Here is a 25,269-nt window from a genome sequence, read left to right as displayed (position 1 = left end):
AGCCCAGCCTGCCCCGCTTCGCTCGATCGGCTCCGCACACCCGGAGCCTTCCGACGGAAGTGCCGCGCGGGACGCGCGAAGTGCGCCGAGAGTCAGACGAGAGGCAGCTCGACGTACGACGCCCGGTCGGCGTCGCAGAACACCCGCTGACGCGCGGGGCGCAGCTCGGTCGCATCGACGCCGTGCGCGCCGGTGTTCGGGTTGCGGTCGTAGCGGGGGAAGTCGCTGGAGGTCACGAGGACGCGCAGCCGGCGGCCGGGCGCCAGCGCGATCGACGTCGCCCACAGGTCGATCTCGTAGCGGAGGACGGCGTCGGGCTCGACCAAGTTCGGACGCGCCCAGTCGCCGTCGCGGTACCGGGCGCGGAGGATCCCGTCGCAGATGTTCAGCGTCCGCCCGTCCGGGAGGACCTCGCAGAGCTTGACGACCCAATCGGTGTCGACGGCGCTCGTCGCGGCATGCAGCACGCAGCGAACGGGGCCGGTGATCTCGAGCCACTCGTCGTGCGGCTGCGACGTCCACACGACGACGTCGGGGCGCGACAGCAGCGGGGTCTGGTCGACGGGCCCGGGGACGTAGGTACGCGGCATGAGCAGCGTCCCGCCGCGGGTCGGGCAGGGATCGGCGGGGTCGTAGACGTACTGCGCGGGCTCGGCGTCGCTCGGCGGGCGCTCCGGCCCGAGGCCGCCCCCCGGCTTCAGGAACCACGGCGTCGGCCGCGCGCGGGCGAGCGGCCAGTCGTCCTCGTCGCGCCATCGGTTGCGGCCCATCACGAAGAGCTTCACCCGCGGCTCGTCCGGCTCCGCCGGCGGGCCGTCCCCCAGCCAGCGGTCGAACCAGCGCAGCTGCATCGCGGTGAGGTCCTCGCGCAGGTCGAGCAGCATCCCGCCGGCGCGCAGGCCGAAGTCGACCTCGCCGACCACCGGCAGGAAGACCCCGTGCGCCCACGGCCCGATGACGAGGCGCGTGTGCTCGCGCGCCTCGGGCGTGGCGGCGGAGCGGCGCATCGCCGTGAAGTGCGCGAGGTCGCCGCCGAGTAGGAGGTCGTGCCAGCCGGCGACGATCAGCGCGGGCACGCGGACGTCGCCGTGACGATCACGCGTCGAGCGCTCGGTGTAGAAGGCGTCGCGCGTCGGGTGGGCGAGGGTGTCGTAGAAGTACGGCAGGAAGGGGTCATCGGGGTCGCCGGCCGGCAGCGCGCTCGGCGGCAGGTGCCGCGCGAGGTCCTCGAACGCGTCGAGGTCGTCGACGAGCGCGCCGAAGTCGGCGGGCAGCGACGGCCGACCGCTCCGCGCGCGGAGGAGCGCGAGCAGCCCGAGGCTCGCCAGGGACCACATCAGGTGCGTGGCCCACAGCAGCGCGCCGCCGCGCCACAGGCCGTCGACGTACTGGTCGTCCGGCGCCTGGACCGGCGCGATCGCGCGCAGCGCCGGCGGCGCCGTCACCGCGGCCTGCCACGTGGTCCCGCCCATGTACGAGACGCCGTACATGCCGACCCGGCCGTTCGCGTAGGGCAGGCCGGCCGCCCACGCGACGGCGTCGTGGCCGTCGGCGAACTCGTCGCGGTACGGCACGAACTCGCCGCCCTCCGACGCGAACCGGCCGCGCGTGTCCTGCAGCACGACGACGTAGCCCGCTGCCGCGGCGCGGACCGGATCCAGCGACAGGTGGGTGAACTGGTGCAGGTGCTTGCCGTACGGCGTGCGCAGCAACAGCACCGGATGGCGTTCGTCGTCGTTCGGGCGGTAGACGTCCGCCTGCAGCACGGTGCCGTCGCGCACGCGGCACGGGACGCCGTGCTCGACGACGACCGACATCAGCGCCGCCGGAGGACGCGGCGGTAGAGCGCGCTGACGGTCCCCCACGGCTCGGCGCCGCGGCCGGCGCGGCGCAGCGCGTCCTCGACGTCGTCCTCGCCGATCTCGAGACCACTCGACCACGCCTCCGACTCGTCGTGCGCCGGCGCCGTGAGGAACTCGTGCACCATCGGCAGGGCGCGCCCGTGCTCGTCGAGCAGCAGGAGATGGCCCTCGTCCTCGAGCACCTGCAGGCGCGCCTCGGGCAGCCGGGCGGCGAGCATGATGCTGTTCACGGGCGGGGTCAGAGGGTCGTCGCCGCCGCACAGCACGAGCGTCGGCGTGCGGACGCTGCCGAGCCAGCGGATGCTCGACCAGCTCGTCATCGTCGCCAGCTGACCCGCGTAGCCGAGCGCGCTGGGCGGGTGCGCCAGGCGCTCCTTGCTGTGGGCGCCGACGAAGCGCGGATCGCGCGCCTGCCCGCCCGCGATGTGCGGGATGGTGCGCGCGTAGAACGTCGGCGACCAGTACCGCAGCGGCGTCATCATCAGCGCCAGCGCGGTGAAGGAGCCGGGGACGCCGCCCCACCCGGGCGTCGTCGCCGCCAGCACGAGCCGCCGCACCCGGTGCGGAGCCTGGCGCGCGAACTGCTGCGCCAACGCGCCCCCGAACGAGTACCCGAGCACGTCGACCTCGTCGTAGTGGCCGAGCCGGTCGAGCAGCTGCTCGAGCATCCCGGCCAGCGACCCCATCGGCAGCAGGCCGGGGGCGAGCGACGACTGCCCGGTCCCCGGGGCGTCGAAGGAGATGACGCGGTGAGCGGTGAGCGCGCGCTCGAGCGGGCGCCACATCGCCGTGTGCGTGCCCAGCCCGTTGACCAGCAGGAGCGGCGGGCCGTCTCCGGTCTCGCGGACGTGCAGCCGCACGCCCTCGATCCACAGCTTGCGCTCCTCGGCGCTCACGAGGCGGCGTCCGCCAGCCCGGCCGTGTACATCTCGGCCCAGCCCTCGTCGGCGATGTGGGCGAGCGAGACGAGGTCGTGCATCCGCCCGTCCGGCTCCTGCAGGTGGTCGCGCAGCAGGGCCTCGGGGCGGAACCCGAGCTCGACGAACATGTCGATCGTCGCCTGGTGCTCGGAGGGCACCTCGATCGTGATCTTCCGCCAGTCGTTGCGCAGCCCCTCGACGAGCGCCGCGCGCGCCATCTGGCGGCCGAGCCCGCGGCGACGGCGGTCGGCGGCCACGATGAGCCGCAGGTCGGCGACGTGCGACGAGCGGCCGACTCCCGGCCACAGCACGGCGAGCGCCTCCAGCCTCCCGTCCTCGTCGTCGAACGATCCGAGGCGGACGCCGCAGCGCTCGTCGAGCCAGCGGTCGCGGAGGTCGGGCTCGGTCACGTCCTCCTTGAGGAAGTTGCGGTCCTCCTCGGGGATGCCGTCGAGGAACCGCTCGAGGGCGACGCGATCGTCGCGGGTCAGGCGTCGCAGGCTCATGGATCAGGCTCCCAGCGGGTCGGAGTGCCGGCCGAGCCAGTCGACGAGGCCGGGGAAGGTCGTCTTGACCGCCTTGCGGCTGCCGGCGAGGCCGGCGTGGCCGGCGTCGAGCTTGAAGAGCTCGAAGTCGTCGGCGCCGACGAGGTCGCCGAGCGGCAGCGCGGCGTCCGGGAGCACGATGTCGTCGCGCATGGCGACCATGCTCATCGTCGGAACGGTGATGCGGCGCAGGTCGACGCGCTCGCCGGCGAGCCGGAACGTGCCGCGCAGCAGCCCGTTCTCGTCGAGCCAGCCGCGCAGCACCTGGCGGAAGGTGGCGCCGGGCAGCGGGACGTGGGAGCTCGCCCACCGGGCCATCGCCTGGTAGCTCGAGAGGAACTCGTCGTTCCACAGGTTCTCCCAGAGCGTCGCGTACTGGACGGCGTCGACGGTCGGCTTGCGGGTGCGGAAGAAGGCGTTGATGGTGCTGGGCGGGACGTTGCCGGTCCAGTCGATGAGCTCCTCCGGGTCGATCTCGCGCTGCCGGAGCGCCTCGACGTAGCCGCCCATCGCGTGGAAGTCGACCGGGGTGGCGACTGCCACCAGGTTGCGCAGCGGCAGCGGCACGCCGGCGCCGAGCGCCGTCACCGCGAAGCAGCCGCCCATGCAGTAGCCGATCATCGTGATGTCGTCCGCGCCGGTCTCGCGCTGCATCGCCCGCACCGCGCGGGGGAGGTAGCGGATGAGGTAGGTCTCGAGCGTGTTGTGGGCGTCGGCTTCGTCGGCGACGCCCCAGTCGAGGATGAAGACGTCGTAGCCCGCGTCGCGCACGAAGCCGGCGAGCGTGCTCTTGGGGTGGAGGTCGAGGATCGCCGCGCCGCTGACGAGGCCGATGAACATGATCACCGGCGGCCCGAACCGCACGTCGTCGTTGCGCAGGCGCCAGAGCTTGGCCTTGCCCTGCGACCAGACGAGGTCGCGCGGGCTGGCCACCTCGGGCGCCCACTCGGCGCCCGCGACGTACTTGATCCCGTTGCGGGTGCGGACGACGTTGCGCTCGAGCTCGCGCCGGACCTCGCTGACGACGCTCATCGCGGTTCCTCCTGTTCGTCGAGCTGCTCGGACAGCTCCTCGACCTTCGCCTCGAGCCGGGCGAGCGACGCGTTCACACGCCGCACGTCGCGCCGGGTCGGCAGGTCCATGAGGTGGATGCCGACCTCCTGCACGCGCGTGATCGCGCGGCGCGTCCGGCGTGTCGCGCCGTTGACGAAGACGAGGGGCCCGATGCCCTGGCCGCGAGCCATCGCCTTCTCGATCGGCTCACCGATCGCGCGCTCGATCTTCCTCACCGTCGGCACGAAGTGCGGCCGGTCCATCACGAGGCCTCCGCGGGCGTCCGCGCGCGCAGCTCGCGTCGCAGGATCTTGCCGGTCGGCGTCTTCGGCAGCTCCTCGAGGACCGTGACCTGGCGCGGGTACTTGTACGCGGCGAGGCGGTCGCGGCAGAACGCCACGAGCTCGTCGGGCTCTGCATGTGCGCCGGGCTTCAGCGACACGAACGCCTTGACGGTCTCCCCGCGGTACGCGTCGGGGACGCCCACGACGGCGGCCTCGCGGACGGCAGGGTGCTCGTACAGCACGTCCTCGACCTCCCGCGGCCAGACCTTGTACCCCGACGCCACGATCATGTCCTTGCTGCGATCGACGACGTAGAACCAGCCGCGCTCGTCCATGAAGCCGATGTCACCGGTCCGCAGCCGCCCGTCGCCCAGCGCGTGGCGGGTCTCCTCCGGCTTGTTCCAGTAGCCGGGCACGACGCCGGGCCCGGAGGTGACGAACTGGCCGAGCTCGCCGGCGGCCACCGGCTCTCCCGCGTCGTCGAGGACCTCCACGAGCGTGTCGAAGATCGGCACGCCGACCGAGAGCGCACCGGACGCCGGGTCGACCGGCGCGTCGGTCCCGAGCGGCACGAGGTGGCTCGGCGAGGCGACCTCCGTGAGCCCGTAGGCGTTGTGGATGTAGACGCCGGTCGCCTTGCGCCACTCCTCGACGATCGCCGGCGCCACCGGCGCGCCGCCGGTCAGCACCTTGGTGAGCGAGGACAGGTCCGTCGTGCCGAAGCCGGGGTGGTTCATGAGCGCCGTGAAGGCCGTGATCGCGGCGATCGTGAACGTCGGGCGGGCGCGATCGATGAGGTCGAGCGTTGACGCGGCGTCGAAGCGATAGCCGACGATCAGCGGGATGCCCGCCGCCAGGGCCACGCCGAGGTGCGCGACCAGGCCCGTGACGTGGAAGAACGGAGCGAGCGCGAGCACCGAGTCGTGTTCGTGAAGGCCGACCCACTCGCGGTACGTCGTCGCCGTGAACGCGATGTTGCGGTGCAGCAGCATCGCGCCCTTGGGCGGGCCGGTCGTGCCGGAGGTGTAGAGCAGCGCCGCGACGTCGTCCGGGTCAGCGTCGAGCTCGGGCGGCCGGTGCCCGCGGTGGCGGCCGAGGAGCTCCAGCAGGTCGAGCGCGCCCGGCGCGTGCGTCCGCTCGAGGCTGTGCAGCAGCGCGGGCGGGCGGTCGCCCGCGAAGTCGAGCGGCGAGGTGGTGACGACGGTGCCGACGCCCGCCCGGGCCGCCGCCTCGCCGGCGGTCTGCGCGTGGAGGTCGTCCTGCGTGATGAGCACCCGCGGTCGGGCGTCGGCGAGCAGGTTCGCCAGTTCGCGCACCTTGAGCATCGGGTTGGCCGGGACCATCACCGCGCCCGCCTTCCAGATGGCCAGCGCGGCGATGACGAACTGCGGGACGTTCTGGAGGAACAGGGCGACGCGGTCGCCGCGCTCGACCCCCATCTCCTCCGTGAACGCGGCGGCGAGCGCGTCCGACGCGCGGTCGAGCTCGGCGCGGGTCATGGTCGCGTCGAAGAAGCGGATCGCGGGCGCGTCGCGGTCGGCGGCCAGATGGCGCCGGGCCATCGCGAGCATGGTCCGGTCCTCGACCGCGATCGTCTGCGGGCGGTCGCCGTAGAGCGCCAGCCAGGGTCGCTCGGCGTAGGGGTTCGCCGCACCACGTCCCTTGCTGTTCGGGGTCTCCGTCATCGCACGATGCCACCGGCCGGGAGGTCGACGGTAATGCGAGCCGGCACGAACGCGCCGGGGGTCGCCAAGCGGTCTTGGAGATCTGCCCGTCGCCGTCGGTTGACGCCCGCGCCATGTGTCACCGGGCGGTCGCCTCGATGACGCGCTGCCGGACCGAGGGCGGAACGGCTGTCCCCGATAGCGCCAGTGCGCGCGCAGCCGCGGAGAGCGTCAGGTCGAGCGGACGGGCCGCGATGCCGGCGAGCGCGAGCGAACGGAGCACGAGCTCCCGAAGCGCTGCATCGTCGGCGCCGGTCGCGACCAGCACCCGGTCGTTCGCTCGCAGGAGGTCGTCGAGGCGCGCGTCCCTGGCACCGGCGAACGCGACGACGATGGGAACGTCACCCGCAGCGGCGGCAACGCGAGCGGCCTCGGCGACGGCGCCCGCCGGGCCGGCCGTCTCCGCCGGCCCGCCCAGCCCGACGACGACGAGCCTCCCGCTCGCGACCACCGCATGACCGCGGCGGCCGAGCCTCTCGCCCAGCTTCCTCGCCGCCGGGGTCGCGGGGGCGCGGATGACGGCGTTCGTCCCACGGTCTTGCACGGCGAGGACGGCGAGAGAAGGCGCTGGCACGAGCGACAGCGCGACAGCCGCGCCCAGCGCGCGCGTCTCCCCCGCGCGGCCCAGAACCGCGACCGCCTTCGGCACGACGATCCCGGGCGACGGCTCGTCCCGCCGGTCGACGGGCGAGACAAACGCCCCGGCCAGTCGAGACATGAGGCTGTCGCCGCCCGGACGCCGCTCCCCCCGGTGATCAGCGCGCATCGCGCGCCGGCGGCCGATCTCCGGCCGGTCTCCCCAGTGGTGACGTCGCCGGTGGGGTCCGGTCGGTCTCAGCGGTGGCCGCGGCGGACGAGGTCGCCGGCGGGGCTGCGGCCGGTCCGGCGTCGGCGGAGGCGGTGGTGGCGAGGAGGTCGGCAACCCCGGGAACGGCGGCGAGCGGCCGAAGCCGGACGCGGACCGCGCGGCCGGCGACCGTCACGTCGACGCGGTCGCGCGACCACTCCGGCAGCGACGCCGCGACCGCTTCCCGCGGATCTCCGCCCCGCAGAACCGCGATCGCCGCCGTCTCGGCCGCATGGCCGGCAAGTTCCCGAGCCGCCTCCGCGGCCAAGAGATGTCCGATCGCGAGCGCGACGGCGATGAGGACCGGCAGCATCGCGACCGTCTCCACCGCCGCCTGCCCGCTCTCTGCCCTCGTCCGCGCCGAGCGGCGATCTCGGCCCGCCCCACCATCTCGGCCCGCGCGCGGCGAAGACGCGGTCTTCCGCCGCGCGGTCATCGCTGGGGTTCGAAGCGGGCGCGGGTGGTGATCGAGGCGAGGGGGACGTCGGCGACGACGCTGCGGATGCGGATGGTGACCGCGACGCCGTCTTCGACCCCGCGGACCCGGAGGCCCTTGCGGACGCTCGCGGGGAGGAGTCGGGCGGCGGCGCGGTGCGGGTCTCCGCCCACGGCCGCTGCTCGCGCCGCCGCCCGGGCCGCCGCGCCGCCGGCCCACAGGGCTTGGCCGGCGATCGCCGCCTGCCACACGGCGAGTGTGAGAACGCCGAGAAGCGGCAGGAGGGCGACCAGCTCGACCGAGGCCTGGCCGCGGTCGTCCGCGGGGCGGCGAGAGGAGCGGCAGTCGATGGTCGAGCGCATGCGCCGGACCCTCGCGCGAGGACCGCTACGGGTGTGTCACGAGGTGTTGCGAGTCTGCGGTCAGACGTACTCGCGGTGGGCTCGCCACACGAAGACAAGCCCGTAGATGCACGCCCCGAGGAGGACGAACCACGCGAGGGTCCCGACGCTCGAGTCCCACCAGTGGCGGGCGCTGGCGCCGCAGAAGAGAAGGCCGGCCGCGGAGCCGTAGAGGATCCCGCGGACCCGATCGTCCATCGACATCAGCGTCACGCGGTGCTCGCGGTATATGCGCATGAAGAAGAACCAGATCGCGATCGAGAACAGGACGCTGATCAGCCCGATCACGATGTCCGCTGCCGTCCCGCCTCCGGGGAGGAGGAAGACGGCGAGCGCCAGGAGGACGATGATCCCGACGTTGCGCAGAGCCGCGTTGCTCACGCCACGAAGAGTACCTGCGGGCGGGCGCCGCCGGAGACGGCGCGCGGGGGCGGAGACGTGCTCTTGCCGCTAGGCGCGGGAGAAGTCCGCGGAGCGGGCGGCGTCGATCGGCGCCGAGTCGGGGGCGTCGAGGACCTCCGGGACGATCGCCGCGGCGGCGACCTCCTCGACGGTGGCCTCGACGAGCTCTGCCGCGAAGCGGTAGCCGACGCCGAAGTGCGTGTGGATGTAGCGCCAGCCGGGCGAGGCCTTCTCGAGCTTCTGCCGCAGCTTGCGCACGAAGACGTCGACGGAGCGGTCGCCGCGGGCCATCGCGTAGCCCCAGACCCGCTGGTAGATCTCCTCGCGCTCGAGCACGCGGCCCTCGGCGTCGGCGAGCAGCTGGATCAGCTCGAACTCGCGGCGCGTCAGCTCGACGCTCTCGCCGCGGACGTACGCCTGGAAGAGGTCGGAGCGGATCTCGACCTCGCCCGCCTGGATCGGATCGAAGATCGCGGGCGTCTCCGCGCGGCGGCGCCGGCGCACGACGGCCTCGACGCGGGCGATGAGCTCCTCGGGGTGGCACGGCTTCGTCACCCAGTCGTCGGCGCCCATGCGCAGCCCGCGGACGCGCTGCGCGACCGACGAGCGACCGGTGCACACGACGATGCCCAACCCGGGCAGCGCGGTGGCGATCTCGTCGAGGTAGTCCCACGCCTGCGGCCCGAGCACCGCGAGGTCGATGACGATCGCGCCCAGCCGCATCGCGACGACGTGATCGACGGGGACGGCACTGCCAAGCACCCTGTGCTCCCAGCCCAAGCGGTCCATCCGCTTGCCGAGCACCTGGAGGAACCCGGAGTCGCCATCGATCACGGCGACCCGGAGGGGTGCGCCCTCTGCGGTCCGTTCGTTCATCTCGAGCAGGAGGTTAGCCCCCCACCACGACGACGACTAGCACCCGGTAACAGCCCGTTCACACGGACTTTGCGGGTATTTGCGGCGTTCTCAGCGCGGAGAGGCGTCCGAGAACTCCCGGAAGAGCCCCGTGACCACGAACGCGACCTGCTCGCCGATGTCGACGGCGTTGTCGCCGATGCGCTCGTACGCGCGCGCAACGAGCGTCATGTGCATCGCCCACTCGCGCAGGTCGAAGTCGTCCCCCGCGGCGACGGCGAGCCGGAAGATCTCCCGGTTGAGCCTGTTGATGTCGCGGTCCTGCGACGCGAGGTTCTCCGCCAGCGCGTCGTCGCGCGCGGCCAGCGCGGCCCGTGCCTGGATGACCTCCGACCGTGCGTAGCGCCCCATCTCGAGCAGCTTCCCCAGGATCTCCGCCTGCCGCGGCGGCTCGTGCCCGCTCAGCGGGATGAGCTTCGCGATGTTCACGCACTGGTCGCCCATGCGTTCGACGTGCTTGATCACGTGCAGCAGCGCGGCGACCAGCCGCAGGTCCTCTGCGACGGGAGCCTGGCGCGCCAGCATCGAGAGGATCCCCTGGTGGACCTCGAGGTACCGCCCGTCGATGCGGTCGTCGTCGGCGATGACGATGCCCGCGAGCTCGACGTCCTGGTGCTCCAGTGCCTCGGTGACGCGGTCCAGCTGCTCCAGCAGGAGGTCGATGCCCCCGAGCACGCGGTCCTCGAGCTCGCGGAGCTCCTGCTGATAGCGGATGCGGTGAGGGCCGGGCACGTGCGGTACCGCGTCTCCGACCGGCGCCATCAACCGAACTTCCCGGTCACGTACTCCTTCGTACGCTCGTCGGCCGGGTTCGTGAAGATGGTCTCGGTCGCGGCGAACTCGACGAGCCTGCCGACGCGTCCCTGCTCGGTCTCGACGACGTTGAAGAACGCCGTACGGTCCGACACGCGCGCCGCCTGCTGCATGTTGTGGGTGACGATCACGATCGAGTACCGCTCGCGCAGATCGACCATGAGGTCCTCGATGGCGGCGGTCGAGATCGGGTCCAGAGCGGACGCCGGCTCGTCCATGAGGATCACGTCCGGCTCGATCGCGAGCGCGCGCGCGATGCAGAGGCGCTGCTGCTGCCCGCCCGACATGCCGAACGCGTTCGTCTTGAGGCGATCCTTGACCTCGTCCCACAGCGCGGCCCGGCGCAGCGCCCGCTCGACGATCTCGTCCATCGAGCCCTTCATGCCGAGCACGCGCGGGCCGAAGGCGATGTTGTCGTAGATCGACTTCGGGAACGGGTTCGGCTTCTGGAAGACCATCCCGATCCGCTTGCGCACCTGCACCGGATCGACGCCCGAGCCGTAGAGGTCCACGTCGTGGTAGAGCACGCTGCCGGTGACGCTCGCGGACGCCACGAGGTCGTTCATGCGGTTGAGGCAGCGGATGAGCGTCGACTTGCCGCAGCCCGAGGGGCCGATGAACGCGGTGATCTCGTTCTTGGCGAGCTCGAACGAGACGTCCTCGATCGCCGGCTTGCCGCCGTACGCGACACCCACGCCATCGAGCTTGAAGACCGCCTCCTTGCGGGGGATCCGGCGATGGGCCGGACCTGTCTCGACGTGGACGCCGACCTCGGGCATGTCAGGGGCTTCGGACACGCGTTCCATTCCGTTCACCACTTGCTCTCGTACTTGTTGCGAAGCCAGATCGCGACGCTGTTCATGAGCAGCAGCACGATCATGAGGACGATGATCCCGGCCGCCGCGAGCTCCGCGAACGCGGCCTGCGGGCGCGAGATCCAGTCGAAGATCTGGATGGGCAGCGCGGTGAACGCCGAGTTCGGCCCGCTCGGGGAGAACGCGACGTAGCCGGCGGTGCCGATCACGATCAGCGGCGCGGTCTCGCCGATGGCGCGCGACAGCGCGAGGATGACGCCCGTCGCGATGCCCGGGACGGCCGCCGGGAGGACCTGCTTCCAGATCGTCTGCCACTGGGTCGCCCCGAGGGCGAGCGAGCCCTCCCGGATCGACGGCGGCACCGCCCGGATCGCTTCGCGCGACGCGATGATCACGACGGGCAGCACGAGCAGGCCCAGCGTCAGCGCTCCCGCGAGCACGACCGGGCCGAGGCTGAGCGGGCCGCGGACGATGAAGGCGAGGCCGAGGATGCCGTAGACGATCGACGGGACCGCCGCGAGGTTCTGGATGTTGATCTCGAGGACGCGGTTCCACCACTTGGTGCCGTCCGCGTACTCCTCGAGGTACACCGCGGTCGCGACGCCCACCGGCACGATGAAGAGCACGCACAGCCCCATCAGCCACAGCGTCCCCATCAGCGCCGGGTAGATGCCCGCGATCTTCGGGTTGAACGACGGCGGGTTGTTGATGAAGTCGTAGCTCAGGCCGCCGATGCCGTCGCGCGCGACTTCCACGAGCAGCGTGACGAGCACGATCGCGGCGAGCAGGACGCAGCAGACGAGCAGCCCGCGGAAGATCGCACCGCGCGCCTTGTCGCCCGCGGCGGCCGGCGGGACGGGCGCGGTCCGCGCCCCGGCGGCGCTCGTGGCGACGTCGCCCGCGGCCGCGCTCATTCGTACACCTGCCGGAAGCGACGCACGAACCGGATCGAGATCGCGTTCATGATCAGCGTCATCACGAAGAGCGTGGTCCCGACGGCGAAGATCGTCTTGTAGCCGATCGACCCGACCGGGTTGTCGCCCTTCGCGGTCGCGGCGATGAAGGTGGTCATCGTCTCGACGGACTGCCGCGGGTCGGCCGTGAGGTTCGGCACCTGACCGGCGGCGACGAGCACGATCATCGTCTCGCCGATGGCCCGGGAGATGCCGAGCACGATCGAGGCGACGATGCCGGAGAGCGCCGCGGGGAAGACGACGCGCGTCGAGACCTGGAGGCGCGTGGCGCCGAGCCCGAACGCTCCCTCGCGCAGGGCGCTCGGGACGGCGGACATCGCGTCCTCCGAGAGCGACGCGATGGTCGGGACGACCATAAAGCCCATGATGATCCCGGCGCTGAGCGCGTTGAAGACCTGGACGTCGGCGTTGAGGACGTCGCGCAGGATCGTGGGCGTGAAGAACGTCAGGGCGAAGTAGCCGAAGACGATCGTGGGAACGCCCGCGAGCGTCTCGAGCACCGGCTTGACGGTCTTGCGGACGCGCGGGCTCGCGTACTCGGCGAGGTACACCGCGCAGCCGAGGCCGACGGGGATGGCGACCAGCAGCGCGATCCCCGTGATGAGGAGCGTGCCGGTGATGAGCGGCAGCACCCCGAACTTCGGGTCCGCGAACAGCGGCGACCACTCCGTGCCGAACAGGAAGTCGCCGACCGGCACCTCGCGGAAGAACTGGATCGTCTCCTCGACCAGCGAGAAGATGATCCCGGTGGTCGTGAGGATCGAGATGAGGGCGGCGAGGACGAGGAGGCCCTTGATGACCTCCTCGCCCCACCGCTTGCGTGAGGCGGTCAGGACGGCGTGCGTCTCGTCGCGTGTCGTCGTGGCCGCCATGGCGTGACTACTGGGCGGACCCCGACTCGATCTTGTCGAGCTCGGCCTTCGACTCGGTGATCTGCGCGTCGGTCAGCGGCACGATCTGCGCGGCCTCGGCGATCGCGGTCGCGTTCTCGTGGACGAAGTCCAGGAACGCCTTGACCTCGGGCCGGGCGACGGACTTCGCCGACGGGTACATGTAGAGCGGGCGCGAGAGCGGCTTGTACGAGCCGTCCTGGATCGACTCGGTGCTCGGCTTGACGCAGCCGGAGCCGGCGTCGACCCCGACGAGGTTCAGCTTGTCCTGGTTCTGCTCGTAGTAGGAGAACCCGAAGTACCCGAGGCCGCCGTCGTCGCCCTCGACGCCCTGGACGAGCACGTTGTCGTCCTCGGACGGCTGGTAGTCCTTGCGCGTCTTGCCTTCCTCGCCGTTGATCTCGTCGGTGAAGAAGTCGAAGGTGCCGGAGTCGGTGCCGGGCCCGAACAGGCTGACCTTGGTGCTCGGGAGCTTCGGATCGATCTCGTTGTAGGCCTTGACCTTGCTGTCGATCCAGAGCGTCTTCAGCTGGTCGGTCGTCATGCAGTCGATCGAGAGGGCCTTGTTCGTGACGACGGCGATGCCGTCGTTCGCGATCTGCAGCGCGCCGTAGGACACGCCGTTCTTCTTGCAGACCGGAGCCTCCTCGTCGTCCTTGATCGGGCGCGACGCGTCGGAGATGTCGGTCTCGCCGGCGCAGAACTTCTCGAAGCCGCCGCCGGTGCCCGACTGGGCGACCGAGATCTTGACGTTCGGGTTCTGCTGCTGGAACTGCTCCGCTGCCGCCTGGGCGAACGGGTAGACGGTCGAGGAGCCGTCGATGCGGATCGAGCCGCTCAGGTCCTGGCCGCCGGAGCTGGAGCCGCCCCCGCTTGAAGCGGTGGAGCTGTTGTCATCGCTCCCGCACGCCGCAGCGCCGAGGGCGAGGGCCCCGCAGGCGGCGAGGGCCGGGATCAGTCGCTTGTTCATGCGGCGAGCGTCGACGGACACCGCCGTCATCGTGTTACGGCCTTGTCGTCGCGATGTGAAAGGGCTGTGAACGCCTCGGGCCAGAGGCGGTAGCCGAAGCCCACATGCGTGTGGATGAAGCGCCATTCCGGCAGCGCGTCGTCGAGCTTCGCCCGCAGCTTGTGCACGTAGACGTCGATGCTCCGATCGCCCGGCCGCAGGTGCGCGTGCCACACGAGCCGGTACAGGTCCTCACGGGAGACGACGCGTCCGGCGCGTGCGGCGAGAGCGCTGAGCAGCCCCAGCTCCCGCACGGACATCGGGACGACCCGTCCACCCGCCAGCACCAGCCCCTCCGTGGGCCGGACTTCGAGCGCTCCCACCCGGACGACGTCCTCTTCGAAGGTCGCTGCCATGGGGGAACCCTCTCCCCTCACGCGCGGAAGGCTGTTGCCCGCCGGTGAACGGCCTGTGAAAGAGCGGTGAACGGCCCGCTCCAACGGGTCCGCCCCGGCCTAGGGTGCCGTCGTGGCGCGCCAGAAGCGAGACGTCGACACCATCGTGCTGGACCTGTTCGAGGAGTCCGGCCGCAACGTGCAGCGGGCCTCGCTGCTCCTGCGCGACGTGCTGCGCGACTACCCCGACCACGCGGACCTCGCCCGCGACCTCTACCTGTGCGAGCAGGAGGGCGACCGCATCACGCACGACGTGATCCACCGCCTCAGCGCCCGCAACGGGCTGCGCCCGCCGGTGGAGCCGTCGGACGGCCACGCGCTCGCGACCGCGCTCGACGACGTCGTCGACTTCGCCGAGCAGGCCGCCGACTGGATGGGGCTCTACCACGTGGAGGCCTCGATGGAGCAGGCCACCCAGATGGCGGCGATCCTCGTGGACGCCGCCGAGCAGGTCGCCCGCGCGCTGCGGGCGCTGCGCACCGGCGATGCCCTCGGCCCGCCGCTCGTCGAGATCAACCGGCTCGAGAACGAGGCCGACCGCCTGCACCGCGACGCCGTCGCGTCCCTCTTCGCGATCGGGATCGACCCGATGGTCGTGATCCGCTGGAAGGACATCTTCGAGAGCATCGAGGGCGCCGTCGACGCGTGCGAGAAGGTCGCCCACGTCCTCGAGGGCATCGACCTCAAGCGCGAGAGCTGATGTCGCCCGCCGGCTGCTCGTCGGTGGCGCGCAGCGCGACGTCGGGCATGAGCGGCTGGCCGCAGCGCCAGCAGTAGACGGCGCCGCGCGAATGCGGCGCGCCGCACGACCGGCAGTCGCCCGTGACGCCGTCGGCGACCGCGGCGAGCAGGCGCTCGACCTCGCCGAGCTGCGCATCGGCGTCCTGCAACGCGGCAGCGCGCCGGACGAGGACGTCGAGGCGGAAGTGGTCGCGGATCGCCATCTCGTACGTCAGGCCGCCGAGGTCCATCGTCAGCTCGGCGACCCGCGCGGCAAGCGCGTCGCGCCGGGCCCGCAGCTCGGCGTGCGGGTCGGGGCCGGTCGTGCTCGCGGTAGGCGCGGTCCGGCCACGCAGGCGGTTGGCGACGCTCATCCGATCTCCTGGAACTCGCTGCCGCCCCCGGCGGCCTTCTTCTTCTCCGACGGGTCGATCGCCTGCGGCTTGCCGCCCGTGCCGACCTGCTTGGGGAGCTTCTGGGACTGCTTCTGGTACTGCTCGGGCGAGAGCTTCTCGAGGTCGGCGAGCTTCTTCGTCGCCGCCCCGCGGTCGCCGGTCGACGCGGTCTTCGCGCTCGACTCGTCGTCCTTGGCCTTCGCCTTCGACGCCTTCGCCTTCTTCGCCGCCCCGGCCGCGGCGCCGCCGTCCGTGGCGCTCGTGCCGGCGCCCGCCGCGCCCCCGGCCGCGCCGGCGACCGTGACGACCTGCAGCGGCGGCGTCTCGGCCCGCGCCCCGTCGCCGCCGGAGCGGCCGATGAGGACGCCGACGCCCAGCGCGAGCAGCAGGCACCCGAGCGCGGCCACGACCTGCGTGACCGTTGCGCGCTCGTGTGCCGGCGTGGCGACCGCGGACTCGAGCACCGGCGGGGAGGAGACGACCGGTGCGGCCGCGGCCGCCATCGCCGTCGGGGGGACGCGCGCCTCCGCACGGCGCGCGCCACAGGCGAGGCAATAGCGCTGATCGGGCGCGAGCGGCGCGCCGCATTCCGCGCACCCCTCCCCCGGCGGTCCGAGTGCAGGGACGTGGAGCTCCTCGGTGGCCATGGACCTCGCCTCCTAGCGCAGGGTGGTGGGCGGCGCGCTCAGCTCGAGCCGCGCCCCCGACGGGTTGCCGATGAAGTAGACGCGCCAGCGGATGGGCTTCTTCTGGACGCCCGGCGGGACGCGATCGATGATCGCCCGGCCGGCCGCGACGATCTTGCCGCCGCGGCGCGCGATGCAGGTGACGACGAGCCGCTTCTGGTCGATCTTCGAGCGGTTGACGATCGTGCCGCCCGCGTAGATGCCCGAGTTGTCGCGCGACAGGCGCGGCTTCGAGAGCTCGATCCGCGGCAGCTCGCCCGGCACGTCGTCCTTCGGCGCGCCGACCTCCACGCGCGCCTCGGCGGGAGGGCGCGCGGCGACGATCTGGTTGTTGACCCAGTACGTCCGCCCGCCGCGCGCGACGTAGGGGACGGAGACGAGCGAGTCGTCGAGGCCTCCGGCGGTGTTCGAGTACACGAGCCGCCCCGCCTTGTCGTCGAGCGTCAGCGCGATCGGCACCGCCGCCTGGGCGGCGCGCGCCCGGCTGCGCAGCTCGACGACCGCGGCCGTGCCGTTCGCGTCGTGCAGCAGCGTCGTGGAGCCGACGCGCACGTCGCGGTTGGCGGCGCCGATGTCGAGCGCCTCCTGCTTGGCGAGCCCCTTCGCCGCCTTGGCCTTCATGCGGCTCGTGTCCTGCGTCGTCTGGCACCCGGCCAGCGCGACGAGGGCGAGCAGCGCCGGCGCGGCGCCCGCGCGCGAGATCACCCGAACGCCCCCTGCACGTAGTCGCGCGTGCGCTCCGCACGCGGCGACTCGAACACCTCGTCGGTCGGGCCGTACTCGACGAGGTCGCCGAGGTACATGAACGCCACGCGGCTGCCGACGCGGTGCGCCTGCTGCAGGTTGTGCGTGACGATCACGATCGCGAGGTCATGCTGCAGCGTGCCGATGAGCTCCTCGATGACCGCGGTCGATCGTGGGTCGAGGGCGGAGCACGGCTCGTCCATCAGCAGCACCTCGGGCCGCGCGGCGATCGCACGCGCGATGCAGAGCCGCTGCTGCTGTCCGCCCGAGAGCCGCAGCGCCGGGCGGTCGAGGTCGTCCTTGACCTCGTCGTAGAGGCCGGCGCGCTGCAGCGCGTCGGCGACGAGCGGCTCGACCGCGGAACGGCTCGGCTTCTTGCGCGACTGCTCGCGCAGCGCGTAGGCGACGTTGTCGAAGATCGACATCGGGAACGGGTTCGGCTGCTGGAACACCATCGAGACCCGCCGGCGCAGCTCGGTGACCTCGAGGTCGTCGACGTCCTCGCCGTCGAGGCGGATCGTCCCCTGGCGGCGTGCGGTCGGCGTGAGCTCGGTGAGGCGGTTGAGCGTGCGCAGCAGCGTCGTCTTGCCGCAGCCCGACGGCCCGATGAGCGCCAGCGCCTCGCCCTCGAGGATCGGCAGCGAGACGTCCTTGACGGCCGCCTTGTCGCCGTAGAAGACGCTGAGCCGGTCGATCGACATCCGCTCTCGCCCCGCCGACACCGGCGGCGGGCGGAACGTCGCGGTCGACGTCGTCGGCGCCGCTCCCGGCGCCCGGACGACCGTCGGCGTCTCGCCGAGCGCGATGCGGCGGATCGGCGGCGGGAGCAGCGGCTCGGCCGGCTGCTTCCCGTTCAGGGCGTCGGTCGCGTCGATCATCGGCTCAACCTCGTGGAGTCCAGGCCCGTCCGTGCGCCTCGGCGGGCGATGAGGTCGACGCCGAAGTTGAGGGCGATGACGATGAGCAGCAGCACGAAGGCCGCCGCGTACGCCTTCTGCGGCGCACCGCCCTCGCCGGCGGGCGAGTTGTTGTAGACGTAGCTCGTGAGCGTGCTGCCCGTCCCGCGCAGCACGTCCATCCCCGGCACCGACCCCTCGGGGTCGATGTGCAGCGTCGCGCCGAGCAGCACGACGACGACCGCGGTGTCCCCCGCGATGCGGCCCATGCCGAGCGCGGCGCCGGTCGAGATGTTCGGCTTGACGGCCGGCAGCAGGACGCGGCGGATCGTCGCGATCCGCGTCTTGCCCAGCGCGTACGACGCCTCGCGCATGTGCTGCGGGATCGACTGCAGCCCCTCGCGCGTCGCGGCGAAGACCATCGGCAGCGCGATGAGCGACATCATCGCCCCGGCGGTCAGGAACGAGCGGCCGAAGACCGCGCCGCCCGCGGCGGTGAACGACAGCGGCGCGAAGAGGCTCTGCTGGAAGAGCGCGAGCCCGAAGATCGCGATGACGATGTCGGGCGTCCCGGCGACGATCTCGATGCCCGACTCGACGGTGCGCGCGAGCCAGGCGGGGCGGCCGTACTCGACGATCCAGAACGCCGTCCCGACGGCGAGCGGGGTCGCGATCGCGATCCCGATGATCGTCAGCAGCACCGAGCCGATGATCGGGTCGAGGAACCCGCCGGTCTTCGACTGGTCGACCTCGGCGAGGGGGCGCGACCAGATGAGCTCCGGCCGCAGGTACTGCAGGCCGCGGTAGCCCATGTACAGCACGATCGCCGCGGCGACCGCGCACAGCAGGAGCCCGGCGCCCCAGCACGCGGCGAACGCGACGCGGTCGCCCCAGCGCCAGTTGCGCAGCGACTCGCGCGGCGGCGGCGCCTGCTTCGGGGCGGGCCGTCCCGGGCGGCCGGGCGCCGGCGACCGCGGCGGCGCGAGCGTGCTCATCCGCGCACCCCGAACTTCTTCATCGGCTGCTTCGCGATGAACGCGCCGGCCGACAGCAGGAGGCTCGAGAACAGCAGCACGGCGGCGAACGCGTAGACCGACGCCTGCAGCGCGGGCGCGTTGAGGCTCTCGGCGTCCTCGACGATCGTCGACGCCAGCGTGCGCAACGGCTCGAAGAGGAACGTCAGGCCGTCCGCCGGGTTCGGGGCGAAGCCCTTCGACCCCGAGACCATCGAGAGCATGATCGCCTCGCCGAGCGCCCGCGCGGCCGCGAGCACGGCGCCGGCCATGATCGCCGGCCGCGCCGCCCGGACGACGACGGTCCACGTCGCGCGCCAGCGGTTGACGCCGAGCGCCAGCGCTCCCTCCCGCCAGCTCCGCGGGACGGCGTACAGGGCGTCGACGTTGATCGCCACCATGATCGGGACGATCATCACCGTGAGGATCGCGACGGAGACGAGCAGCCCCGTTCCCGACAGGTTGATGACGAACTCGACCGACGCCTTGCGGTCCTGCGAGACGACGTGGTCGTTGACGAACGGGACGAGGACGAGGATCCCGATCAGGCCGTAGATGACCGAGGGGACTGCGGCGAGCAGCCGCACGACGGGGACGAGCACGCGCCGCACGCGATCGGGCGCGAACTCGACGATGAAGATCGCGGCGAGCAGCGCCATGACGAGGCCGACGAGCACGGCCAGCCCCGTCGTGAGCGCCGTCGCCCAGAGCAGCGGCCACGCTCCGAGCCGGTAGTCCTCCACCGACGGGTTGGCACCGGTGTTGACCATCCCGTTGAGCTGCTCGTCGACGTCGCCCTGCGCCCCGAACCAGCCGAGGCCGTTGTGCGAGAACGACGGCCACGCCCGTACGACGACGAACACGACCATGAGCACGATGACGACGAGCACGACGCAGGCCAGCGCGCCGAGCACCCGCTCGGCGCGCTGATCCGGCCACGGCTCACGGAGCCGCTCGAGCATCTACTTCAGGGGCACCCAGTGCGTGCCCACGACCTTCTGGGCGCGGGCGCTCTCCTGGACCCAGTGGATGAACTGCTGGATCGGGCTCTTCGCGCTCGGCCGCCCGCGGGTGACCATCCAGAAGTTCCGCACGCCGCCGTACTCGCCGGACTTCGCGTTGCGCAGGTTGCAAGCGACGCCGTTGTAGGCGGCGGGCGACGTCCCGTTGATGAAGTCGAGCGAGACGTAGCCGATCGCGTTCTTGTCGCTCTGGACGGCTTGCTGGATGAGGCCGTTCGACGCCTTCGCCGATGCCGCGCCGGCGACCGAGGACGAGCCCATGAAGATCTTCTGGAACGCGTCCTGCGTGCCGGACGCCGCGGTGCGGACGACGAGGTTGATCGAGCCGGTCGCCGTCGCGCCGGGGACGTCGGACCAGTTGCGGACCGCGCCCGAGAAGATCCCCTGGATCTGCTTCTGCGAGAGGCTCGAGATCGGGTTGCCCGGGTTCGTGACGATGCAGATCGCGTCCTTGGCGACCTTGTTGAACACGAGGCCGGGCGCGTCGCTCGACTTGGGGTCGCGCGAGGAGTTGCCGATCGAGACGCGCCCGTTGGCGACATCCGAGACGCCGACGTCCGAGCCGCCCTGCGCGAGCCGGAACTTCACCCGGCCCGGGTACTGCTTCAGGTAGGCCTTGGCCAGGAGGCTGGCCAGCGGCGCGACGGACGTCGAGCCGCTCATGGTGATGACCGGCGCCGCGGAGGCGGCGCCGGGGACCGCCACCGAGGCGGTCGCGGCGGCGACGGCGCAGGCGCCGAGGAGGCGCAGCCGACGATGCATGGAGGTGGTGCTCCTTGTTCAGAGGGGGCAGGTCGCCGTCCCGTGGTGAGGCGGCGGGAGGAAGATCTCCGGCGTGGCACCGCGCAGATGTGAAGCGCTCGTGCCCGGGGTGTGAAGAAGCTGCGAACGGGATCGCCGCCGGTCCGCGGGGCGTGTCTGATGCGCCCGTGTCCCCGCGTCCGTGGCGGCTCCTGCCCGCCGACCTCCTCGGCGCCTCGGCGCTGTTCGTGCTCGGTGCGAGCGTGCTCGCCGCCGGTCTCACCGAGGCCGGCGCCGACGCCACGCCCATCGCCGCGCGGCGGCTGATCGTCGTGGGCCCGCCCGCCGCCGCAGTGCCCGCGGCGTCGGCTGCGCCGGAGGAAGCCACGGAGGTCGGCGACGTGGCCGCGCCGGAGCCGGGCATCCCAGCGCCGGCGGCGGAGCCCTTCCTCGTCGCGCCCGTCGCCGCGACCCCCGCGCCGGCGACGTCCGAGGAGCCGGCGGACACGGGCGACGACACGGTGGCGGGGTCCGACGCGCCCGAGCTCCCACCCGTCAAGCACGTCTGGGTCGTGCCGCTCGGGATCGGCACGCTCGACGAGATCGCCGCGCCGGACCAGCCGTCGTACCTGCGCGACGAGCTGCGGCCGAAGGCGCTCGCGCTGCCCGGGTACACGACCGGCGGCGCCGCGGCACTGGCCGAGGAGGTCACCCTGCTGTCCGGTCGCCGGCCGACGCCGCCGCAGACCGCGGGCTGCCCGCAGTACACCGACGGCGACTGCGTCCGCCCGGCGTCGGTGACGACGCTCGTCAACCAGCTGACCGAGGCGGGGCGCACGTGGCGCGGCTACGTCGACGCGCCCGCCCCCGAGCCGGGCCGGTCCGCGTGCCGGCCCGACGCGGCTCCCGGCAACCCGTTCCTGTTGTTCCACGCGATCGCCGACTCGCCGGACTGCGGATCGGGGATCGCGACCCCGGACCGCCTCGCCCCCGACGCCGAGGACCCCGACTCGGCGCCGGCGTTCGCGCTCGTCGTCCCCGGCGCGGCGGCGCAGCAGCAGGGCCTCGACGCCTGGCTGCACGACGTGCTCGGCCCGCTGCTCGAGTCGAAGGCCTACGCCGACGGCGGCGCCGTGCTCGTCACGACCAAGCAGGGCGCGCTGGTGCTGTCGCCGCTGGCCGAGGCCGGCGGGCAGCTCGACGGCACGTTCGGCCCAGCGGACGTGCTGCGCACCGTGGACGACCTGCTGGCGCTCGAGCCGCTCGCGACCGCCGCGGACGCCGACGGCTTCCTGCGGAGCGCGTTTTCACTGCAACTTCACGACGAAGCCACGACTTGATCACCAGTGGCTCCGAGCGCGCCGAGGACGATCGGCGCGGCCCGTTCGGATGACGGGCGCCTCACCGATCCCTGCACAACATCGGAGGACCATTGTCCCTCGTCGTCCCGCCGTCGCGCCGCCGATGGCTCGCCATCGCGCTGGTCGCGCTCCTGACGTCCGCCGCCACGGTCGTCCTGCTCTCCCGCGGGACGGCTCCCGCCTCCGCGGACCTCAACCCCAACAACACGATCTGCTACGGCCACCTCGGCAAGGGAGAGCCCGAGGCGGATGATCCCGGCTCGACGCAGGTGCAGTACTCGTTCGCGTGCTCCGGGCCGATCACCGGCTACCAGGTGCAGCCCGACCACGAGGTCCAGAGCATCGAGACCGAGGTCTTCGCGACCGATGCCAAGACCAAGGAGGTCGTCGCCACCGATGCCTTCTCGTGCAACGGCGATCTCCCCGGCTTCGGCGTGAACTGCGTCGGCAAGTACAGCGGCAGCTGGCACGTGGTGTCCGGCCGCTTCTCGATCAACGAGAAGCTGTGCGCGGAGCCGCGCGTCGACGCGCTGCTCACCGTGATGTACGCCTACAAGGACAGCAGCGGCAACGTCCAGCAGGCGATCGCCGGGCCGTTCGGCCTCGGCCGGCCGCAGGGCTGCCCGAAGTCGCGCAGCGCGCGCAAGCCGCGCATCCCGCGCGACGTCGACGTGCCCGCGCCCTACTAGGGGAAGGGACGCAGGATCCCGCCCGGCGCCTGACGGGCGCCGGGCGGCGTTGTAGCCTGGCCCGCTCGCCGTCCCCCGATGGTCCGTTCCCCCGTTCCCCCCAGCTGATGGTCCCCCGCGCCGCAGTCGCGCTCGGCATCGCCGGGCTCGCCACCGCCGGCCTGGGCACGTCCGTGCTCGGGGCGCCGGCCGACGACCCGGTCATCGTGCCGGAGGACATCGCGACGACGCCCACCGAGACGACGCCGGTCGCGCCGCCCGCGACGACGTCGACCACGCCGGCTCCGCCGCCGCCCGCCGCGACGTCGACGACGCCGACCACTCCGGCGCCGCCGACCGCTTCCACCGATGCCGAGCCGAAGCCGCGCGGCAAAGGCGCGAAGCAGCACACGACCGGTGAGAAGCCCGTGACCGAAGCGGTCGATGAGGCGGGCGAGGACGCCGCCAAGGCGACCGGCGACGCGGAGGACGGCGACGGCGCCGTCGCGGGTGCCACCGCGCCGACGGCGGCGGACCCGACGCTGTCGATCGCCACGCCCGGCGCGGCGCCGATCGGCATCCCGAACTTCTTCATCAGCAAGTTCCGGATCCCGCCGTTCCTGCTGCCGATCTACCAGGCGGCGGGCACCGAGTACGGCGTGCGCTGGGAGGTCCTGGCGGCGATCAACGAGATCGAGACGGACTACGGGCGCAACCTCAACGTCTCGAGCGCGGGCGCCGTGGGCTGGATGCAGTTCATGCCCGCGACGTGGAAGCGATACGGCATCGACGCCAACGGCGACGAGCGCAAGGACCCGTACAACCCCGTCGACGCGATCTTCTCCGCGGCCCGCTACCTCAAGGCCGCCGGTGCCGACGAGGACCTGAAGCGCGCCATCTTCGCCTACAACCACGCCGACTGGTACGTGGACTCCGTGCTGATGCGCGCGCGCCTGATCGGCGGCCTGCCGAGCAACCTGATCGGCTCGCTCACGGGGCTGACGCAGGGCCGCTTCCCCGTTGCCGCCCGGGCGCGGTACGCGGACGACCTGTCCCGCCGCGAGGCCGAGCAGCGCGTCGCACGCGGCCGCAACGCCGCCGTGCCGGTCGAGCCGCGCACGAGCCGCCGCGGGATCAACATCTACGCCAAGCGCGGCGCCGCGGTCGTCGCGGTCCAGGACGGCAAGGTGGTCAGGCTCGGCCGCAGCGACCGGCTCGGCAAGTACGTCCAGCTGCGCGACGCGTACGGCAACACCTACACGTACGCCCACCTCGCCTCGATCGCGCGCACGCACGCGGCGCCGCGCACCACGCGCGCGGGGATCCGGGCGACGCCGACGCGCCACGACGCGGCGTGGTCGGGCAAGGAGCGGGTCTTCGCCAACCCCCAGCGCCCGCGCGTGCTCGCGCTGCGCGGAGCGAAGCCGCTCAAGACGGGCTCGCAGGTCACGGGCGGCACGATCCTCGGCCGCGTCGGCGAGCTGCCGGGCGAGGGCGCATCGCACGTCCTCTTCGCGATCCGGCCCGCCGGCCGCGGCGCGCCGCTCATCGACCCCAAGCCGATCCTCGACGGCTGGAAGCTGCTCGAGTCGACGGCGATCTACCGCGCGAAGGGGCGCAACCCGTTCTTCGGCGACGGGGCTGAGCCGTCGATCGGCCAGATCCTGCTCATGAGCAAGGCCTCGCTGGAGCACCGCGTCGTGACGAACCCGCGGATCGGGATCTACGACTGCGGCCGCCGCGACGTCAAGGCGGGGCGGATCGACCGCCGCGTGCTCGCGACGCTCGAGTTCCTCGCCGCCTCCGGCCTGCGCCCCACCGTGACCAGCCTCGAGTGCGGCCACTCGACCTACACGAAGTCGGGGAACGTCTCCGAGCACTCGACCGGCACCGCCGTCGACATCGGCAAGATCAACGGCATCCCGGTCCTCGGCCACCAGGGCGAGGGCTCGATCACCGACGTCACCGTCCGCCGGCTCCTCACCCTCCAGGGCACGATGAAGCCGCACCAGATCATCAGCCTCATGACGTACGAGGGGATGGACAACACGTTCGCGATGGGCGACCACGCCGATCACGTGCACGTCGGCTTCCGCCCGCTCTACGGGTCTAACTCGAAGCTCGGGCGCCAGCTCAGCGCGGTGCTCAAGCCGGGCCAGTGGATCAAGCTCGTCGACCGCCTCGGCGAGCTCGAGAACCCGGTCGTCGACAAGTAGCGCTCAGGGCGCCGCGGGCCCGAGCAGCCGCTCGACGAGCAGCACGTCCCGCCACTCCCCCTCGACCCGGCCGTGACGCCGGTGCACGCCGACGTCGCGGAAGCCGGCGGCGTGGGCGAGTGCGATGCTCGCCGCGTTCGTGGTGAAGACCCGGCCGACCAGCTTCCAGTAGCCCACTGCCTCGGCCGCCGTGGCGAGGGCCTCGAGCAGGGCGCGCCCGGCGCCCGTTCCGCGCGCGGCGCGATCGACGTAGATCGTGTACAGCCCCACGCCGCCGTATGCGCCGCGATCCGAGTACCGCGCGACGCGCGCCCAGCCGCGGACCGCGCCGGCGTCGTCTTCGACCACGAGCAGCGGCTCCCGGCGCACGCCGATCCACCCGTGGAGATCCGCCGGCGTGCGCGGGACGGTGACCACCGTCGCGACGCGTTCCTCGATGCCCTGGTTGTAGATCGAGGTGATCGCGTGGAGGTCGTCGCGTGTCGCGGGCCTGATCACCATGAGCGCGCCATTGTGACGACG

Annotated in this window: 29 protein-coding genes; 4 read left to right on the top strand and 25 right to left on the bottom strand. The window is 72.4% G+C overall.

What is annotated here, in order from left to right:
• Nucleotides 1–92: 92 nt before the first annotated feature.
• The 17 genes from AC1UE4_RS00240 to AC1UE4_RS00160 form a co-directional block, all read right to left on the bottom strand.
• Nucleotides 93–1,817 carry a CocE/NonD family hydrolase gene (locus AC1UE4_RS00240; protein WP_482915207.1) on the bottom strand — a complete coding sequence of 575 codons (1,725 nt, stop codon included), beginning with the start codon at nt 1,815–1,817 and terminating at the stop codon, nt 93–95.
• The gene (locus tag AC1UE4_RS00235) at nt 1,817–2,758 is read right to left on the bottom strand and encodes an alpha/beta fold hydrolase (protein WP_482915206.1); all 942 of its coding nucleotides are present in this window, start codon (nt 2,756–2,758) and stop codon (nt 1,817–1,819) included. Before AC1UE4_RS00235 ends, AC1UE4_RS00240 begins: the two co-directional genes overlap by 1 nt.
• Complete coding sequence (locus AC1UE4_RS00230; RefSeq protein WP_482915205.1) at nt 2,755–3,288, bottom strand: GNAT family N-acetyltransferase; 534 nt, start codon at nt 3,286–3,288, stop codon at nt 2,755–2,757. Before AC1UE4_RS00230 ends, AC1UE4_RS00235 begins: the two co-directional genes overlap by 4 nt.
• A 3-nt stretch (nt 3,289–3,291) precedes the next feature.
• A complete protein-coding gene (locus tag AC1UE4_RS00225; protein WP_482915204.1) occupies nt 3,292–4,359 on the bottom strand; it encodes an alpha/beta fold hydrolase in 1,068 nt (355 codons plus the stop codon).
• Nucleotides 4,356–4,643 (bottom strand): hypothetical protein, encoded by a 288-nt coding sequence (locus AC1UE4_RS00220; protein WP_482915203.1) that lies wholly within the window; start codon nt 4,641–4,643, stop codon nt 4,356–4,358. The genes AC1UE4_RS00225 and AC1UE4_RS00220 overlap by 4 nt, the downstream gene beginning before the upstream one ends.
• Nucleotides 4,643–6,349, bottom strand: coding sequence for an AMP-binding protein (locus AC1UE4_RS00215; protein ID WP_482915202.1), 1,707 nt, complete (start codon nt 6,347–6,349; stop codon nt 4,643–4,645). Before AC1UE4_RS00215 ends, AC1UE4_RS00220 begins: the two co-directional genes overlap by 1 nt.
• Nucleotides 6,350–6,467: 118 nt before the next feature.
• Entirely contained in the window at nt 6,468–7,106 is a 639-nt protein-coding gene (locus tag AC1UE4_RS00210) for a hypothetical protein (protein ID WP_482915201.1), read from the bottom strand.
• Between the two features lie 37 nt (nt 7,107–7,143).
• Nucleotides 7,144–7,563, bottom strand: a complete 420-nt coding sequence (locus AC1UE4_RS00205; protein ID WP_482915200.1) for a hypothetical protein — start codon at nt 7,561–7,563, stop codon at nt 7,144–7,146.
• A 104-nt stretch (nt 7,564–7,667) separates the two neighbouring features.
• Nucleotides 7,668–8,033, bottom strand: a complete 366-nt coding sequence (locus AC1UE4_RS00200; RefSeq protein ID WP_482915199.1) for a TadE family type IV pilus minor pilin — start codon at nt 8,031–8,033, stop codon at nt 7,668–7,670.
• A gap of 60 nt (nt 8,034–8,093) precedes the next feature.
• Nucleotides 8,094–8,453 carry a hypothetical protein gene (locus AC1UE4_RS00195; RefSeq protein ID WP_482915198.1) on the bottom strand — a complete coding sequence of 120 codons (360 nt, stop codon included), beginning with the start codon at nt 8,451–8,453 and terminating at the stop codon, nt 8,094–8,096.
• 69 nt (nt 8,454–8,522) lie between these two features.
• Complete coding sequence (locus AC1UE4_RS00190) at nt 8,523–9,350, bottom strand: response regulator transcription factor (protein WP_482915197.1); 828 nt, start codon at nt 9,348–9,350, stop codon at nt 8,523–8,525.
• 90 nt (nt 9,351–9,440) lie between these two features.
• A complete protein-coding gene (phoU, locus tag AC1UE4_RS00185) occupies nt 9,441–10,121 on the bottom strand; it encodes a phosphate signaling complex protein PhoU (RefSeq protein ID WP_482915196.1) in 681 nt (226 codons plus the stop codon).
• A 29-nt stretch (nt 10,122–10,150) separates the two neighbouring features.
• Entirely contained in the window at nt 10,151–10,981 is an 831-nt protein-coding gene (pstB, locus tag AC1UE4_RS00180; protein ID WP_482915195.1) for a phosphate ABC transporter ATP-binding protein PstB, read from the bottom strand.
• A gap of 32 nt (nt 10,982–11,013) precedes the next feature.
• Nucleotides 11,014–11,931 (bottom strand): phosphate ABC transporter permease PstA, encoded by a 918-nt coding sequence (gene pstA / locus AC1UE4_RS00175; protein ID WP_482915194.1) that lies wholly within the window; start codon nt 11,929–11,931, stop codon nt 11,014–11,016.
• Nucleotides 11,928–12,863, bottom strand: coding sequence for a phosphate ABC transporter permease subunit PstC (pstC, locus tag AC1UE4_RS00170; protein WP_482915193.1), 936 nt, complete (start codon nt 12,861–12,863; stop codon nt 11,928–11,930). The genes pstA and pstC (AC1UE4_RS00170) overlap by 4 nt, the downstream gene beginning before the upstream one ends.
• A 7-nt stretch (nt 12,864–12,870) precedes the next feature.
• Nucleotides 12,871–13,851, bottom strand: a complete 981-nt coding sequence (locus AC1UE4_RS00165) for a PstS family phosphate ABC transporter substrate-binding protein (RefSeq protein WP_482915192.1) — start codon at nt 13,849–13,851, stop codon at nt 12,871–12,873.
• Nucleotides 13,852–13,877: 26 nt separating this feature from the next.
• Nucleotides 13,878–14,246 (bottom strand): winged helix-turn-helix domain-containing protein, encoded by a 369-nt coding sequence (locus AC1UE4_RS00160; protein WP_482915191.1) that lies wholly within the window; start codon nt 14,244–14,246, stop codon nt 13,878–13,880.
• Nucleotides 14,247–14,358: 112 nt separating this feature from the next.
• Here AC1UE4_RS00160 and AC1UE4_RS00155 point away from each other — a divergent pair, with 112 nt between their 5' ends.
• Nucleotides 14,359–14,985: a DUF47 domain-containing protein gene (locus tag AC1UE4_RS00155; RefSeq protein WP_482915190.1), complete on the top strand. Its 627-nt coding sequence runs from the start codon at nt 14,359–14,361 to the stop codon at nt 14,983–14,985.
• Here the strand turns inward: AC1UE4_RS00155 and AC1UE4_RS00150 are convergent.
• The 7 genes from AC1UE4_RS00150 to AC1UE4_RS00120 are packed head-to-tail and all read right to left on the bottom strand — an operon-like array spanning nt 14,969 to nt 20,523.
• Nucleotides 14,969–15,379, bottom strand: a complete 411-nt coding sequence (locus AC1UE4_RS00150) for a hypothetical protein (RefSeq protein ID WP_482915189.1) — start codon at nt 15,377–15,379, stop codon at nt 14,969–14,971. The two genes, AC1UE4_RS00155 and AC1UE4_RS00150, sit on opposite strands and share 17 nt — an antisense overlap.
• Nucleotides 15,376–16,047, bottom strand: a complete 672-nt coding sequence (locus AC1UE4_RS00145) for a hypothetical protein (RefSeq protein ID WP_482915188.1) — start codon at nt 16,045–16,047, stop codon at nt 15,376–15,378. The genes AC1UE4_RS00150 and AC1UE4_RS00145 overlap by 4 nt, the downstream gene beginning before the upstream one ends.
• A 12-nt stretch (nt 16,048–16,059) precedes the next feature.
• The gene (locus AC1UE4_RS00140; protein WP_482915187.1) at nt 16,060–16,791 is read right to left on the bottom strand and encodes a hypothetical protein; all 732 of its coding nucleotides are present in this window, start codon (nt 16,789–16,791) and stop codon (nt 16,060–16,062) included.
• Entirely contained in the window at nt 16,788–17,708 is a 921-nt protein-coding gene (locus AC1UE4_RS00135) for a phosphate ABC transporter ATP-binding protein (protein WP_482915186.1), read from the bottom strand. Before AC1UE4_RS00135 ends, AC1UE4_RS00140 begins: the two co-directional genes overlap by 4 nt.
• Complete coding sequence (locus AC1UE4_RS00130; protein ID WP_482915185.1) at nt 17,705–18,721, bottom strand: PstA family ABC transporter permease; 1,017 nt, start codon at nt 18,719–18,721, stop codon at nt 17,705–17,707. The genes AC1UE4_RS00135 and AC1UE4_RS00130 overlap by 4 nt, the downstream gene beginning before the upstream one ends.
• On the bottom strand, nt 18,718–19,701 hold the full coding sequence (pstC, locus tag AC1UE4_RS00125) for a phosphate ABC transporter permease subunit PstC (RefSeq protein WP_482915184.1): 984 nt from the start codon (nt 19,699–19,701) through the stop codon (nt 18,718–18,720). The genes AC1UE4_RS00130 and pstC (AC1UE4_RS00125) overlap by 4 nt, the downstream gene beginning before the upstream one ends.
• Entirely contained in the window at nt 19,702–20,523 is an 822-nt protein-coding gene (locus tag AC1UE4_RS00120; protein WP_482915183.1) for a phosphate ABC transporter substrate-binding protein, read from the bottom strand.
• A 167-nt stretch (nt 20,524–20,690) separates the two neighbouring features.
• On the opposite strand from AC1UE4_RS00120, the gene AC1UE4_RS00115 reads away from it, so the two are divergent.
• The 3 genes from AC1UE4_RS00115 to AC1UE4_RS00105 all read left to right on the top strand — a co-directional run bounded on the left by AC1UE4_RS00115 (nt 20,691) and on the right by AC1UE4_RS00105 (nt 24,747).
• Nucleotides 20,691–21,842, top strand: coding sequence for an alkaline phosphatase family protein (locus AC1UE4_RS00115; RefSeq protein WP_482915182.1), 1,152 nt, complete (start codon nt 20,691–20,693; stop codon nt 21,840–21,842).
• A 92-nt stretch (nt 21,843–21,934) separates the two neighbouring features.
• Entirely contained in the window at nt 21,935–22,552 is a 618-nt protein-coding gene (locus tag AC1UE4_RS00110) for a hypothetical protein (RefSeq protein WP_482915181.1), read from the top strand.
• A 107-nt stretch (nt 22,553–22,659) separates the two neighbouring features.
• The gene (locus AC1UE4_RS00105; protein WP_482915180.1) at nt 22,660–24,747 is read left to right on the top strand and encodes a lytic murein transglycosylase; all 2,088 of its coding nucleotides are present in this window, start codon (nt 22,660–22,662) and stop codon (nt 24,745–24,747) included.
• Between the two features lie 3 nt (nt 24,748–24,750).
• Here the strand turns inward: AC1UE4_RS00105 and AC1UE4_RS00100 are convergent, their stop codons facing one another.
• Nucleotides 24,751–25,248, bottom strand: coding sequence for an arsinothricin resistance N-acetyltransferase ArsN1 family A (locus AC1UE4_RS00100; protein WP_482915179.1), 498 nt, complete (start codon nt 25,246–25,248; stop codon nt 24,751–24,753).
• Nucleotides 25,249–25,269: the final 21 nt, after the last annotated feature.

It is taken from the genome of Parviterribacter kavangonensis (assembly GCF_056863335.1).
Note: the sequence above shows the minus strand (reverse complement) of the source record. Positions and strands in the feature narration are given on the sequence as shown.

What these genes read in the sequence shown, in the direction of transcription:
- AC1UE4_RS00240 (WP_482915207.1), bottom strand. Translation starts at nt 1,817, where the DNA reads ATGTCGGTCGTCGTCGAGCACGGCGTCCCGTGCCGCGTGCGCGACGGC.
- AC1UE4_RS00230 (WP_482915205.1), bottom strand. Translation starts at nt 3,288, where the DNA reads ATGAGCCTGCGACGCCTGACCCGCGACGATCGCGTCGCCCTCGAGCGG.
- AC1UE4_RS00225 (WP_482915204.1), bottom strand. Translation starts at nt 4,359, where the DNA reads ATGAGCGTCGTCAGCGAGGTCCGGCGCGAGCTCGAGCGCAACGTCGTC.
- AC1UE4_RS00220 (WP_482915203.1), bottom strand. Translation starts at nt 4,643, where the DNA reads ATGGACCGGCCGCACTTCGTGCCGACGGTGAGGAAGATCGAGCGCGCG.
- AC1UE4_RS00215 (WP_482915202.1), bottom strand. Translation starts at nt 6,349, where the DNA reads ATGACGGAGACCCCGAACAGCAAGGGACGTGGTGCGGCGAACCCCTAC.
- AC1UE4_RS00210 (WP_482915201.1), bottom strand. Translation starts at nt 7,106, where the DNA reads ATGTCTCGACTGGCCGGGGCGTTTGTCTCGCCCGTCGACCGGCGGGAC.
- AC1UE4_RS00200 (WP_482915199.1), bottom strand. Translation starts at nt 8,033, where the DNA reads ATGCGCTCGACCATCGACTGCCGCTCCTCTCGCCGCCCCGCGGACGAC.
- AC1UE4_RS00190 (WP_482915197.1), bottom strand. Translation starts at nt 9,350, where the DNA reads ATGAACGAACGGACCGCAGAGGGCGCACCCCTCCGGGTCGCCGTGATC.
- pstB (WP_482915195.1), bottom strand. Translation starts at nt 10,981, where the DNA reads ATGCCCGAGGTCGGCGTCCACGTCGAGACAGGTCCGGCCCATCGCCGG.
- pstA (WP_482915194.1), bottom strand. Translation starts at nt 11,931, where the DNA reads ATGAGCGCGGCCGCGGGCGACGTCGCCACGAGCGCCGCCGGGGCGCGG.
- pstC (WP_482915193.1), bottom strand. Translation starts at nt 12,863, where the DNA reads ATGGCGGCCACGACGACACGCGACGAGACGCACGCCGTCCTGACCGCC.
- AC1UE4_RS00165 (WP_482915192.1), bottom strand. Translation starts at nt 13,851, where the DNA reads ATGAACAAGCGACTGATCCCGGCCCTCGCCGCCTGCGGGGCCCTCGCC.
- AC1UE4_RS00160 (WP_482915191.1), bottom strand. Translation starts at nt 14,246, where the DNA reads ATGGCAGCGACCTTCGAAGAGGACGTCGTCCGGGTGGGAGCGCTCGAA.
- AC1UE4_RS00150 (WP_482915189.1), bottom strand. Translation starts at nt 15,379, where the DNA reads ATGAGCGTCGCCAACCGCCTGCGTGGCCGGACCGCGCCTACCGCGAGC.
- AC1UE4_RS00145 (WP_482915188.1), bottom strand. Translation starts at nt 16,047, where the DNA reads ATGGCCACCGAGGAGCTCCACGTCCCTGCACTCGGACCGCCGGGGGAG.
- AC1UE4_RS00135 (WP_482915186.1), bottom strand. Translation starts at nt 17,708, where the DNA reads ATGATCGACGCGACCGACGCCCTGAACGGGAAGCAGCCGGCCGAGCCG.
- AC1UE4_RS00130 (WP_482915185.1), bottom strand. Translation starts at nt 18,721, where the DNA reads ATGAGCACGCTCGCGCCGCCGCGGTCGCCGGCGCCCGGCCGCCCGGGA.
- pstC (WP_482915184.1), bottom strand. Translation starts at nt 19,701, where the DNA reads ATGCTCGAGCGGCTCCGTGAGCCGTGGCCGGATCAGCGCGCCGAGCGG.
- AC1UE4_RS00120 (WP_482915183.1), bottom strand. Translation starts at nt 20,523, where the DNA reads ATGCATCGTCGGCTGCGCCTCCTCGGCGCCTGCGCCGTCGCCGCCGCG.
- AC1UE4_RS00105 (WP_482915180.1), top strand. Translation starts at nt 22,660, where the DNA reads ATGGTCCCCCGCGCCGCAGTCGCGCTCGGCATCGCCGGGCTCGCCACC.
- AC1UE4_RS00100 (WP_482915179.1), bottom strand. Translation starts at nt 25,248, where the DNA reads ATGGTGATCAGGCCCGCGACACGCGACGACCTCCACGCGATCACCTCG.